Here is a 12340-nt window from a genome sequence, read left to right as displayed (position 1 = left end):
GCATATAGGGTGAGTCCCGGAGAAAATCTACCGCAACCGCGAACAACCCAAAGAGGCGGCATCAATCGCCGTCGCTGCGCCGCGCAGCCGGTAGGCATCAACAATCGGCTTGCCGTCCCGACCGACGCTTTCGACGGTCATGCTGGTGGACGAACGGATCGCGGCAATTATCGCGGCATCCATCCGCTTGTCCTGTGACCAGCCGTCCGATCGGGTAGCGGTCAACTGGAAACGGCGTCCCGCGATACTGACCATCAGCCGGCTGTTGGTAGACCGGTCCCGGCTCAGCCGCACGTGAAATTGCCGCCTGATCTCTCGACGGGGCCAGAAACCCACGGTCGCGAAGGATTTCCGTTCCGCCTTGCCCCTGATCTCCTCTGATTCCGCAATCGCATAGCAACGCGGAATTTCCGGATCGCGGAACGCGCCCCAACTGTTAAAAATACCCAGAGAATCCTTGGCGATCGCCGGGATCGATAAAATAGAAGCCGCCAGACCGAGAAGGATATACTGCTTTTTCAAGCCTTCTCCCCCTCGCCCCCGCCAAGGTGAATGACCTCTTCAACCCCGTCCCTGATCTGAACGATGGACCCCTGGGGCAAACCTTCGGCAATCGGCGCATCGAACCGCGGGTGCGGATCGGCACCGACAAGCAGGCCGCGCAACACCCGGCTGGTCATGCCATGGCTGATCAGAACCGCATCGCGGACGAATTCCTGCTCTGCCAGCCAATGTTCGAGCCGTCTGGCGATCGCCCGATAATCTTCCCCACCGGGAGCGACGGTGACAAAAAGCCGTTCGGCCTCGTCGATTTCCAGTTGACCGGCGAGATCGCGATACCAAGCCCCGCCCCATTCGCCCATGTCGATCTCGCGAAGCCGCTCGTCACTGCGCGCCTGATGCCAGTCTGCACCGACATGCTCGGCTATCACCGAGAGTGTCTGCAGCGCCCGGTCAGTATTGGAGGCGATCAGATCAAGTTCCAGTCGCTCGTTCGCCAGATGACGCGCCAGCGCCTTGCCCATCTCGTCGGCCTGGGCAAAACCGGTTCGGGTGAGCGGCGTGTGGACATGATCGCCCTGCAGCCGCCCAGCCAGATTGAAGATGGTCTCGCCATGCCGTGCGATAAACAGTCGTTTTCCCTTGGTATCAATGCCGCTCATATTAACCCTGTTCCGTCCCGAAATGGCCAAATCCATCCCCTGTCTCTGCGGCTTTAGCCGCCTTGATGCTTTTTTCCACAGTTTTTCACGGCATTATCGGCCTCGGACGGCGATCAGGCTTGCCCTGCGGCACTTTATTGTTAATGAAGCGCTGAACTATCTGTGAACCAGTGGAGAGTCTTTTCCACGAGAATTTTCACGGACGATCGGGAACAAGAAGGACGGTTTATGAAAGCGACCATTGAACGCGCGGCATTGCTAAAGAGCCTGGGGCATGTCCAGTCCGTGGTTGAACGGCGCAACACCATCCCCATTCTCTCCAACGTGCTGATCGAAGCCAGTGCCGACGGCAGCATCAAGCTGATGGCAACCGATCTCGATCTTCAGGTCGTCGAAACCGTCGAGGCCCAGGTCGAGACCGCCGGATCCACCACCGTTTCCGCTCACACCTTGTTCGACATTGCCCGCAAGCTGCCGGACGGCTCTCAGGTGCAACTGGACGCCGCCGACGGCAAGATGAAGGTCAACGCCGGACGTGCCCGCTTCAATTTGCAGACCTTGCCGCGCGACGATTTTCCGGTCATCGCCGAGGGCGATTTGCCCACCAGTTTCGAACTGCCCGCATCCTCGCTGATCCAGATCATAGACAAGACCCGTTTCGCGATCTCGACCGAGGAAACCCGCTATTATCTCAACGGCATTTTCCTGCACGTACAGGATGAGGAAACGCCGGTCCTGAAAGCCGCCGCCACCGACGGCCACCGTCTGGCCCGCGTTACCCTGCCCCGTCCCGACGGAGCAGAAGGCATGCCGGATGTGATTGTTCCGCGCAAATGCGTCAATGAATTGCGCAAATTGCTCGACGAGAACAGCGAATCTTCGGTGCAGGTCGACCTGTCGGCAAGCAAGATCCGTTTTACATTGGGCACCGCGATCCTGACGAGCAAATTGATCGACGGTACATTCCCCGATTACACCCGGGTCATTCCGACCGGGAATGACAAGCTGCTCAAGATCGATGCCAAAAGCTTCGCCCAGGGTGTCGACCGCGTTTCGACCATCGCCACCGAAAAGACCCGTGCTGTCAAAATGGCGCTCGGCGATGACAAGATCACGCTCTCCGTCACCTCGCCGGAAAATGGCAAGGCCGAAGAAGAAGTGCCCGGCTCCTATAATGACGATGTCTTCGAAATCGGTTTCAACTCGAAATATCTGATGGACATTCTCGGCGAGATCGAAGGCGACACCGTCGAACTGCACCTTGCCGACGCCAGTGCACCGACGCTCATTCGTGAGAATGACAAGTCTACTGCGTTGTACGTTCTGATGCCGATGCGGGTTTAGTTTCCGGGCAAGCATTAATTGCTCCGGTTCTTCGGACCTGATCAATATCATCCAGGAGACTGGCATTTGCTTGCACCGCGCAATATAGCGCCCGAATTGATCATGACCCGGCCCTTCTCTCTCTTCCGGTTTCTCAAGACCAGGCCAGCGATCCACGCCTTCGCGTTGCTCGCTATTCTGGTAAGCGCGCTCGCGCCGCAGGGTTTCATGCCCACCCGATCCGCCAGCGGATTTGCGATAGAACTCTGTTCAGGGCATCCCGGCAGCAAGCTGGTGGTAGCGCCGGACAACCCGGATTTCGAATTGCTCTCTCTGGTCTACGGCCAACTGGATGATCAGAGTCCAAATCCCGAGACCGAAGAATCACCCTCTGCCTGTGCTTTTGCGGGTGGAGCATCCGTTGGGCTCGCTTCCACGGCACTGGATTTGGACATTTCTGCATTGGCACCTGCCATTCCCGCCCCCTCCGAACCTCGGCGTTTCGCGCTGCGCAACCGGATCAACATTCCGCCAGCGACTGGGCCGCCAGTAAGCATCTGAACCTATTACCTTTTTGCAGTGTGCTTGTCCGCACCCCCTGCGTTCAGATTTTTACAGGAAATTTTCATGAAGAAACTCGCTTTTGCAGGCGCAATGATTGCGTCTTGCACCCTCGCCTCGCCCACCCTCGCGCATGATGTGCGGGCCGATGACCATGCACCGATCGGTGTTTCCGCTGACCATACGCACAAGAAAGGCGAGATTATGTTCTCGCTGCGCTATATGCACATGGAGATGTCGGGCAATCAGATCGGCACCGACAGCATCAGCAGTGATGCCATCGTGACCACGATTCCCAACCGCTTTGCCGGAATGCCAATGCAGCCACCCACCTTGCGGCTGGCGCCCCAGATGATGTCCAAAGACATGGTAATGCCGGGGGCCATGTATTCGCCCGCCGACTGGATCACGCTGGTCGCCATGCTGCCTTATAGCGAAAGGGAATCGACGATCAGGACCTATGCGGGACCAAGCGGGACGACGGTGCTGGGAAAATTCCAGACCAATCCGAAGGGCATTGGCGACATCAGCGCCGGCGCCATATTCCCGCTGCTCGGACAAAAACCGGCCACCAGTGAAAACGGAACCGAACTCAATCTGCGGGCCGTCGTCGGCATGCCGACCGGTTCCATCGGTGAAACCGGGCAAAGCTTGTCCCCGATGAACATGCAGATGACGATGACCATGCCCTATGGCATGCAGAGCGGCTCCGGCACATGGGATTTGAAGCCGGCTCTGACGCTCAAACAATGGATGGGGAAGTGGAGTTTCGGCGCCCAATATGCCGGGACCATCCGCACCGGCACCAATGACAATGGCTACCGTCTGGGCGATGTCCACGAGGGATCACTCTGGGCCAGTTACCTGCCCGCGCAATGGATCAGCCTGTCGGGCCGCGTCCGCGCGCAATCGACGGGTCGCATCAATGGTCTGAACCCGGATGTCATGGGTCCGGTACAAACCGCCAATCCGGACTTTTCCGGAGGGGAGCGAATTGATCTTCTCGGCGGTATCAATTTTGTCGCCACCCATGGCGCGCTGGTCGGCCACCGGCTCGGCATCGAACTCGGCGCGCCGATCTATCAGAATGTCAATGGTCCGCAGTTGACCGGTGACTGGATGTTGACGGTCGGCTGGCAGAAAGCCTTCTAGGCCAAGACGTGCTCCGCGTTTCAGGCGCGGAGCATGATCTACTGTTTTCAGATCGGCTTATTCCGCCGCTTCCCGCATCTCCACAGCTTGCGGGCCACGGATCAGACCACCGGGACGCTTGTCGGTCACCACGCCGCCCTTGAATGTCACTTGCCCCGACTTGATCGTATAATCATAGCCGTCCGCTTTTTGCAGCAACCTTTTGCCGCCGGCCGGCAGATCAAAAGCCAGCCAGGGTTTGCCGAGCTTGATCCGTTCCATGTCGATCACGTTGACGTCCGCCAAATAGCCTGGTTTCAGAACCCCGCGATCGTTCAGACCATAGAGCCGTGACGTATCCAGACATTGCCGCTTGATCGCATGTTCGAGGCTGATCGTGCCGCGCTTGCGGTTCTTCACCCAATGTTCCAGCATGAAGGTCGGGCTGGCCGCATCGCAGATCGTCCCGCAATGCGCGCCACCGTCGGACAGGCTGTTCACCGTGTCGTCCGCCTGTTGCAGCGTCTCGAGGAAATCGAGATTGCCATCCATATAGTTGAGCAGAGGCAGATAGATAAATCCCTTGCCTTCATCTCCCATCATCAGGTCATAGGCATATTCCGCGCCGGATTTGCCTGCCGCTTCCGCCCGCGCGGCGATGCTTTCATCGGCCGTTGGCTCATAATCGAAATCCTCGTCCATTTCGAACTGCGCTGCCCACCCCTGAGTAACGATCATGAATACCGGCACCATATCGACCTGTTCCGGCATTTCGGCGGTTTCGCTCAGCAGTTGCGCCTTGAACGCGGGGTCCTTCAGTCTGGCATATTTTTCGTCCCAGCTCAGCTCCTCCATCGCCATCCAACTCGGGTGACGGACGAAGGGGTGCACCGTGCCCTGCCACGCCATGACGATGCCGTTACCGCGCAGCGCGATCTGCGCAACGATATTGGCGCCATTATCATTTTCCGCGCGCATATTGGCGATCTGCTCGTCCAGCGACTGATCCTTGGCGATCGATTGCAGCGCCGCAAAGGTCACCGGCATTCCGGTTTCGCGGCTGAGGTCACCCATCCAGCCAAATTCGTCCCATTCCTTGTTGAGATCGCTAGCCATTTCAAACACGCCATAGCCGACCCGGCCCATCGCCCGGCCTATGCCGATCAGCTCTTCTTTGGTCGCGGTCGTGCCGGGCACGAGCTCGCCATCAATGCTGCGATGCAATATGGTCCGCGAAGTGGAGAAACCGAGCGCCCCCGCTTTCAGGCCGTCTTCGACAATCTTTGACATCTGCTCGACTTCATCATCGGTCGGCACTGCGCCGGGTTTCTCCCGGTCACCCAGCACATAAGCACGAACCGCGCCATGCGGCACATGGGTTGCAACATCGACCGTACGCGGCATTTTTTCCAGCTCGTCCAGATATTCAGGGAAGGTTTCCCAGTTCCAGCTCATGCCCTCGGCCAGCGCGGTGCCCGGAATATCCTCGACGCCTTCCATCAGATTGATCAGCCACTCGTGACGGTCAGGACGCGCCGGCGCGAAGCCGACCCCGCAATTGCCCATGATGACGGTGGTAATGCCGTGCCAGCTTGAAGGCGCCATTTCATCGTCCCAGGTCGCCTGCCCGTCATAATGGGTATGGACGTCGACAAAGCCAGGGGTGACAAATTTTCCCGATGCATCAATCTCTTCGCGGCCCTGCGCCGCCACGGTTCCGACCAGGGAAACGCGATCCCCATCGATTGCCACATCGGCCACAAATGGCGCGCCGCCCGTGCCGTCGACCACTGTACCGCCGCGAATTACCAAATCATGCATCGAGTCTCTCCTTTATATTTTTGGCATGCTTAGCAGATTTAACTGGATGATTAAAGCAATCTGCTGTTACTCTCTGCTCCATGGCAGAGGAAAAATCATGGCAGCCCGATCCGGCGAGCGGCATTTCGATCCACTGGGTCGAGGCCAATGGTCAGACATTTGAAGTCGCAAAAGCCGGCAGCGGCAGAAAACTGGCACTCTGTCTGCACGGCTTTCCGGAACTGAACTATTCATGGCGGCACCAGATACCGCTTCTGGTTGACATGGGCTATACCGTCTGGGCGCCCAATCTGCGCGGCTATGGCGGTTCCAGCAAGCCGGAGGGCATGGAATGCTATCGGCTGAACATGTTGGTGCAGGACGTCGCGGCGCTGATCGATGCCAGCGGCGCGGAAGACGTCACCCTGATTGCCCATGACTGGGGCGCGATCATCGCATGGCATTTCGCAATCCTGAAAATCCGGCCGCTGACCCGCCTCGTGATCATGAACGTCCCCCACCCCAAATGCGCGCAGCGGGAAATGAAACACTGGTATCAGCTGAAGAAGAGCTGGTATATTTTCTTCTTCCAGCTGCCCTGGCTGCCGGAGAAAATGCTCGGCAGAGACACGGCTCGGCCGGTCAAACAGGCCTTTGCCAAAATGGCTATCGACAAGAGCCGCTTTCCGGACCGGGAATTGCAAGTCTATGCCGACGCCGCCAGCCGACTCGGCGCGCTGCGATCAATGATCAACTATTATCGCGCCCTGCTCCGCACCAGCGACGCTCGGAATATTGGCGATGGCATGGTCGACATCCCGACGCTGATGATCTGGGGCGAGGAAGACACCGCGATCGACATCCGCTGCACCGACGGCACCGAAGAGTGGGTGCCCGATCTCGAACTGCACCGCCTGCCCGGAGTCTCCCACTGGGTGCAGCAGGAAGCCCCGGAGAAGGTCAACGCGATTTTGCGGAAGTGGTTGACGGGCTAATGGAACTAGTAATTTAGATTGAGTTATAGTCCTCGACAGCTAAAACGTTCCAAATAACACGGAGAGCAAGATGGCTGACCTTCCAGATTTGATGAACCCACAACGTGCACGTTTATTCCCTATTCTGGCAGACACGTCTAAAGAAGGCAGAACACTTTCAATCTTTCTTTCAACGCTCACGTTCGTACGAGATTTTTCTCAGAATCTGTTTGCGTCACTTGGACAAAGAATTGGGACCACAACCACGATATCAACCTTCACAGAAGTGAATTTCAACAATCTGACTGATAAAAAACTTGGTCGGCCAGATGGATTGATAATATTGCAAACTGGTAAGCGTACATGGACTGCGCTCGTCGAAGCCAAAGTAGGTAAATCCGAAATTTCGAACGATCAGTTAGAGCGCTATTTGGAAATTGCGAAATCCAAGAAAATTGACGCAGTCATAACGATCTCAAATCAGTTTGCGACTGTTCCTGATCATCATCCGGTCAAGATTGCTTCTACAAAATTAAAGGGTATCGAACTCTATCACCTCTCTTGGATGCAGATCATGACTGTCGCCCGATTGCTGACCGCAAACCAAGATATTGAAGATGAAGAGCAAGCGAATATTCTTAAGGAATTCCTGCGGTTTATCAGCCACCCTAGTGCAGGTGTGGAAGGTTTTTCGCAAATGCCCAAAGCATGGAGTGCCGTATGTGCGTTGGTACAAGCCGGAGGAAAATTGGTACGCAATGACGACCTCAATTCCGTCGTAGAGGCGTGGCAACAAGAAACCAAAGATTTGAGTCTCATTCTAAGCCGCCAGCTCGGAACGTTTGTACGTGAGAAACTTTCTCGCGCGGAATCGGCTAGTCCGGGCGCAAAGTTCGAGAGCGATGTGAAAGAGCTCGTTTCGAAGCAAGCATTGTGTATAAATTTGGACGTCCCCGATGCTGCCGCTCCCATGTCCGTGATTGTTGATCTACGTCGACGCTCCATCCTAAATTCTATGTATTTGAAAGCGCCTGGCGATAAGGTATCAAACAAGGCTCGCCTAAATTGGTTGTTGAGACAAATACCAAAACAGGCCGACTCAAAGGCGCACATTCGAATGTACTGGCCTGGTTCATCACCTTCCACGCAGCTGCCGTTGAGTGAACTGAGGGAAAACCCCGATAGGATTGGCGAAGATAAGGGGAAAATGACAGTCGTCGGTTTCGACGTAATCATGCCGGTAGATTTGGGAAACCGTTTTGGTCAAACGAGGACAATAATCCAAGAATTGGAATCCTCGGTTCCCCATTTCTATGAGTCCGTTGGCCAGCATCTAAGGCAGTGGGCACCACCGCCACCAAAACTTTCACAAGAAAGAGTGAGTCCCGAGACAGTAAGCCCCAACAAAATTTCTGAAAACACTGATTCGATCGAAATAGAATAGTCGGCGTCTATCGCATCGGCTAATCCCGCGCCGCGATCATATCGGCGATATCGGTGAATTTCTCGCGCGGGGAGCCTTCTCTGGCGCGGGCGATTTCGGCTTCCTCGATTTTCTTCCAGTCGCGAAAAGTGACCGCCTCGACCCCGCGTTCTGCAAACAGACGATCAAGCCCTGCGCGGCCTTCTTTGCGTCCCCCCGCGCCGATATCTTCGGCGATCGCGTCGACGATCGCGAAGCCGTCCGGCTTGTTGGTGCCGATTGTTCCCGACGGCCCGCGCCGCGCCCAGCCGACGCAATATAGGCCTGGCAATATCCGGCCCTCGCTATTGGCGAAGCGCCCGCGGCCATGCTCATAGGGCACGCCCTCGATCGGCGGCGTGCGGTAACCGATGCAGCTCACCACCATCTGGCAATCGAGTTCATAGCGCTCTCCGGTTCCCTGAGAACGCAAGTCCTTGTCCAGAGCGGTTTTCTCGACAATCATTTTCTCGACCTTTCCATCGCCCTGTATCTCCACGGGCATGGCGAAGAAATCGAAGGATATCTTGACCGGCTTGTCCGTTCCTTCGCTATCGAGCGTGAGAAAATCACGCAAATGGGTAACCGATTTCCGCATGCCGGGCTCCAGCATCGCATCGTCACCAATATCGGGAAAATCCTCGGCCGCGACATGCGGCATGGCGCGTTCCAGTTGCCCAAGTTCCCCCAGTTCCTTAGGCGTCATGGCAATCTGGTGCGGACCGCGGCGGCCGAGAAATGTGATCTTTTCGACCTTGCTGTCCTTCAGCGCGTCGAGCGCGTGACCGACAATATCGCTGCCGGCAAATTCATCCTCGGTCTTCGCCAATATCCGCGCCACATCCAGCGCGACATTGCCATTGCCGATGATGGCTACCGATGTGGCGTCGAGCGGCGGAGCAAGATCCTTGAAATCCGGGTGGCCGTTATACCAGCCGACAAAGGCGGCACTGCCGATGACCCCCGGAAGATCGCTTCCTGGAATATCGAGAACGCGGTCATTCGGCGCACCGGTCGCCAGCACCACAGCATCATAAAGATCCTGCAATTCGGCAACACTGACCTGATCACCGACCGTGACATTCCCGACAAAGCGTACATTGTCGCCGAGATTGGTCTTTTCGTAACGCCGTGACACCGCCTTGATCGACTGATGGTCGGGTGCGACGCCGGTGCGGATCAGGCCGAAAGGAACAGGCAGGCGATCGATAATGTCGACCGCGACGTCCTCGCCGAATTTCTTCTGCGCCGCTTCCGCGGAATAATAGCCTGCTGGTCCCGATCCTATGATCGCAATATGACGCATCGTTCTGCCTCCCCCATTAGGTCGCCCGATTATGCGGTCATGCTAACGTCATAATTTCAAAAGAAAAGAAAAAGGGCGCTGTCATTTTCATGAGGCCGGACTATGGCGCCACACAGGCTAGCCACCGACATTGGCGACATTATAGCGCAGCGCTTCCTCGTTGGTCAGGCAGCGCCGCGTCGATCCGTCGCCGTCCTCGGTCTTGACCGCATTGGTCCGGTACATGATCTCGGACAATAATTTCCGCGACACACCCATGCGAATAAGGAAATCATTATCCTCGGTCGCCAGCAGCGCGCTCTGCTGCTCGACTTCGCCGATCAGGCCGACGGTTGAATCCGTGCCCATTTCTATGCTGTAGTTGATCGCATTGCGGTCGTTGGTCATGGTGAACATATGCACCATGAAATGCGCGCCGGGTTCGACGATCCGGGCCCTGCCACCCATGAACACAAAATTGCAGGCGCTGAAACAGGTCCAGCCCTGGGGAATACGGGTGATGATCAGCGCATCAGCTTGCCGGATCACACGACCGGTTTCATTGCCGGCTCTCGCGTTGCCGCCGGACGAGCGCAGCCAGATTTCGGATATGTCCGGATTATCCGACAGCATCTTTCGCATCCGGTCCGGAAGGCCGGCATCAACAGCCCCTTCGGCCAGCAATATCTTGGTATCGCCGACCATTTTCGGGGTCAGCTCCATTTTCGGATTGGACGACCAGTTCGGAGCGATCGGGCAGGTCGGGTTTTCCGGGTCCATGCCGGGCTTCACGTCGGTCGCTCCCACGGTCAGAAACGAGGCGACGATGATAGCGGTTCTAATCATTTTTTTCATGTTTCACGCCACGACTGCATATCGTGTTTCTCCGGGAGCTTTGCACATCCGCTTGGACACACGGGTTTCTTCGCCATCGACGATAGCAATATCTGTGATGGTCATGCAACTTGTACCGTCCGCCGCCTGTGACTTGCCGGTTGCGGTGGAACTGCCCGACACGCCGGGGCGGGTCTCGCTGGTCCACTGGGCCGTTACCCCCAGCTGTTCGGAACGGGTCACGCTTCGCGTGGCCTCGGCTGCCTGCAACTGCTCATCCGGGTCCAGCCGGCATGCGATGGAATTGGTCAGCGTGTCTGCCACTTCCGCCCGCGGAATATAGGAACCGGCGACGCCCATATTCTGTGTTGCCCGTCGCGTAAAATCGCCGATCATATTGCCCAGTATTGATTTACCGATCGAGCTTTTTGGCTCCGTGGCACAACCATCGTCTCCGGTCTTTTCGCCGGTTGTCCGACTGGCAACCGGCGGCTTTTTGAACAGCCCGCCAAATTGAGCCATCGCGGGTGACGGAGCCGCGAGTGCGGCGATCAGAGTCGCGGAGACCAATGTTGCGCTGATACGGTGAATTTTTAGACGCATGACAAACCCTCCTTGGCCATCAGATTATATCCTACCATATTTCCGGGCCTGAGCAGTGGCCTTCGTCACATCTGTTTCGAAAACAGGGATAGAAAAAGCGTAATATCCTGTTATCGTGCGCTAAAAGATAGGATGGGTTGGACAATGACCAAGAAAATTGCATGTCTCTGTTCGGCGATATTTCTCCTCGCCTCTGCCTCGGCGTGCAATGACCATCTTGCTGTCCGCGCCGAACCGATTTCAGAAAAAGCTTCCGGAACATTGCTGGTCGGCAACAAGTCTGAAGACAGCCTCAGCTTCATCGATCTCGCGAGCGGCAAGGAAATCGCGCGCCGGGACACCGGACATCAGCCGCACGAAATTGCCATGTCACCCGATGGCCAGCTCGCAGCAATTGTCTCCTACGGCGGTGAGACGATCGATATTTTTGACATCGCAGCCAGAGAGCGGATCGAGACAATATCGCTTGCGCCGAGCCAGCGTCCGCATGGCATAACATGGCTTGACGACGGCCGGATCATCACGACGACCGAAGGCAGCGACAATATAACCATCGTTTCTCCGCCGGATGGCGAAACCCGGCAACGCGCGATTTCGGTCATAGCGACCGGTCAGAAACGCAGCCACATGCTGGTCGTCACACCGGACAAGTCGCGCGCCTTTGTCAGCAATATGCAATCCGGGACGGTGAGCGTGCTTGACCTGGCTGCAGCAGAAAAGATCGCCGACCTGCCAGCAGGCACCGAACCGGAAGGATTGGCAATCACGCCCGACGGGGCTAGCGTCTGGGTCGCCGACCGTCGCGGCGACATATTGCGCGTTTTCGATGCCCGGACGCTTGAACAACTGGCCACGATCGAGACGGGAAAATTTCCGATCCGCGTCGCCATCAGCCCCGATGGCAAGACCGCAATCACGTCCAACCTGAGAGACGGCGCGCTCGGTCTCTATGACGTAGAGACGCGCAAGGCGACCGGCACGATCAACATCAGCGGAACTGCCGATTCACAACAGGTCACCATCCTCTTTTCACCGGACGGAACCAAGCTCTATGTTGCCGAAACCGGACCCGATATGGTTGCCGAAGTCGATCTTGCCGCTGCTCGGGTCGTCCGGCGCTTCCAGGTCGGTAGCGACGGAGACGGCCTTGGCATCGCCCCGGCACGAGATAGAGCCGCAAACCAGATACAATAAATCCCGGGTC

12 protein-coding genes are annotated in these 12340 nt (G+C 56.9%); 6 read left to right on the top strand and 6 right to left on the bottom strand.

Annotated elements, in window-relative coordinates:
• Positions 1–27: 27 nt before the first annotated feature.
• A complete protein-coding gene (locus SPHFLASMR4Y_RS02830; protein WP_186266031.1) occupies positions 28–522 on the bottom strand; it encodes a hypothetical protein in 495 nt (164 codons plus the stop codon).
• Complete coding sequence (locus tag SPHFLASMR4Y_RS02825) at positions 519–1163, bottom strand: histidine phosphatase family protein (protein ID WP_089132208.1); 645 nt, start codon at positions 1161–1163, stop codon at positions 519–521. Before SPHFLASMR4Y_RS02825 ends, SPHFLASMR4Y_RS02830 begins: the two co-directional genes overlap by 4 nt.
• A 228-nt stretch (positions 1164–1391) precedes the next feature.
• Between SPHFLASMR4Y_RS02825 and dnaN the strand changes: the two genes are divergently transcribed.
• The 3 genes from dnaN to SPHFLASMR4Y_RS02810 all read left to right on the top strand — a co-directional run bounded on the left by dnaN (position 1392) and on the right by SPHFLASMR4Y_RS02810 (position 4199).
• Complete coding sequence (gene dnaN, locus SPHFLASMR4Y_RS02820; protein WP_089132207.1) at positions 1392–2507, top strand: DNA polymerase III subunit beta; 1116 nt, start codon at positions 1392–1394, stop codon at positions 2505–2507.
• A 66-nt stretch (positions 2508–2573) separates the two neighbouring features.
• On the top strand, positions 2574–3047 hold the full coding sequence (locus SPHFLASMR4Y_RS02815) for a hypothetical protein (protein ID WP_089132206.1): 474 nt from the start codon (positions 2574–2576) through the stop codon (positions 3045–3047).
• 66 nt (positions 3048–3113) lie between these two features.
• Entirely contained in the window at positions 3114–4199 is a 1086-nt protein-coding gene (locus SPHFLASMR4Y_RS02810; RefSeq protein ID WP_089132205.1) for an alpha-amylase, read from the top strand.
• 57 nt (positions 4200–4256) lie between these two features.
• On the opposite strand, the gene SPHFLASMR4Y_RS02805 is transcribed toward SPHFLASMR4Y_RS02810, so the two are convergent.
• Entirely contained in the window at positions 4257–5999 is a 1743-nt protein-coding gene (locus SPHFLASMR4Y_RS02805; protein ID WP_089132204.1) for an N-acyl-D-amino-acid deacylase family protein, read from the bottom strand.
• 80 nt (positions 6000–6079) lie between these two features.
• Here SPHFLASMR4Y_RS02805 and SPHFLASMR4Y_RS02800 point away from each other — a divergent pair, with 80 nt between their 5' ends.
• Complete coding sequence (locus SPHFLASMR4Y_RS02800; RefSeq protein ID WP_089132203.1) at positions 6080–6973, top strand: alpha/beta fold hydrolase; 894 nt, start codon at positions 6080–6082, stop codon at positions 6971–6973.
• Positions 6974–7043: 70 nt separating this feature from the next.
• Positions 7044–8396, top strand: coding sequence for a PD-(D/E)XK nuclease family protein (locus tag SPHFLASMR4Y_RS02795; protein ID WP_145955446.1), 1353 nt, complete (start codon positions 7044–7046; stop codon positions 8394–8396).
• Between the two features lie 19 nt (positions 8397–8415).
• On the opposite strand, the gene SPHFLASMR4Y_RS02790 is transcribed toward SPHFLASMR4Y_RS02795, so the two are convergent.
• The 3 genes from SPHFLASMR4Y_RS02790 to SPHFLASMR4Y_RS02780 all read right to left on the bottom strand — a co-directional run bounded on the left by SPHFLASMR4Y_RS02790 (position 8416) and on the right by SPHFLASMR4Y_RS02780 (position 11136).
• Positions 8416–9720 carry an FAD-dependent oxidoreductase gene (locus SPHFLASMR4Y_RS02790; RefSeq protein WP_089132201.1) on the bottom strand — a complete coding sequence of 435 codons (1305 nt, stop codon included), beginning with the start codon at positions 9718–9720 and terminating at the stop codon, positions 8416–8418.
• A 117-nt stretch (positions 9721–9837) separates the two neighbouring features.
• Positions 9838–10554, bottom strand: coding sequence for a hypothetical protein (locus tag SPHFLASMR4Y_RS02785; protein WP_260807048.1), 717 nt, complete (start codon positions 10552–10554; stop codon positions 9838–9840).
• Between the two features lie 3 nt (positions 10555–10557).
• A complete protein-coding gene (locus SPHFLASMR4Y_RS02780) occupies positions 10558–11136 on the bottom strand; it encodes a hypothetical protein (protein ID WP_089132200.1) in 579 nt (192 codons plus the stop codon).
• Positions 11137–11280: 144 nt separating this feature from the next.
• Between SPHFLASMR4Y_RS02780 and SPHFLASMR4Y_RS02775 the strand changes: the two genes are divergently transcribed.
• Positions 11281–12330, top strand: coding sequence for a YncE family protein (locus SPHFLASMR4Y_RS02775; RefSeq protein ID WP_186266030.1), 1050 nt, complete (start codon positions 11281–11283; stop codon positions 12328–12330).
• The last annotated feature ends 10 nt before the right edge of the window (positions 12331–12340 follow it).

It is taken from the genome of Sphingorhabdus sp. SMR4y (assembly GCF_002218195.1).
GTDB lineage: Bacteria > Pseudomonadota > Alphaproteobacteria > Sphingomonadales > Sphingomonadaceae > Parasphingorhabdus.
The sequence above is the reverse complement of the archived record's forward strand: the minus strand, read 5'-3'. Positions and strand labels throughout refer to the sequence as shown.

Coding starts and splice junctions, on each gene's coding strand:
- SPHFLASMR4Y_RS02805 (WP_089132204.1), bottom strand. CDS start 5,999: ATGCATGATTTGGTAATTCGCGGCGGTACAGTGGTCGACGGCACGGGC.
- SPHFLASMR4Y_RS02810 (WP_089132205.1), top strand. CDS start 3,114: ATGAAGAAACTCGCTTTTGCAGGCGCAATGATTGCGTCTTGCACCCTC.
- SPHFLASMR4Y_RS02790 (WP_089132201.1), bottom strand. CDS start 9,720: ATGCGTCATATTGCGATCATAGGATCGGGACCAGCAGGCTATTATTCC.
- SPHFLASMR4Y_RS02775 (WP_186266030.1), top strand. CDS start 11,281: ATGACCAAGAAAATTGCATGTCTCTGTTCGGCGATATTTCTCCTCGCC.
- SPHFLASMR4Y_RS02825 (WP_089132208.1), bottom strand. CDS start 1,163: ATGAGCGGCATTGATACCAAGGGAAAACGACTGTTTATCGCACGGCAT.
- SPHFLASMR4Y_RS02780 (WP_089132200.1), bottom strand. CDS start 11,136: ATGCGTCTAAAAATTCACCGTATCAGCGCAACATTGGTCTCCGCGACT.
- SPHFLASMR4Y_RS02800 (WP_089132203.1), top strand. CDS start 6,080: ATGGCAGAGGAAAAATCATGGCAGCCCGATCCGGCGAGCGGCATTTCG.
- SPHFLASMR4Y_RS02795 (WP_145955446.1), top strand. CDS start 7,044: ATGGCTGACCTTCCAGATTTGATGAACCCACAACGTGCACGTTTATTC.
- SPHFLASMR4Y_RS02785 (WP_260807048.1), bottom strand. CDS start 10,554: ATGAAAAAAATGATTAGAACCGCTATCATCGTCGCCTCGTTTCTGACC.
- dnaN (WP_089132207.1), top strand. CDS start 1,392: ATGAAAGCGACCATTGAACGCGCGGCATTGCTAAAGAGCCTGGGGCAT.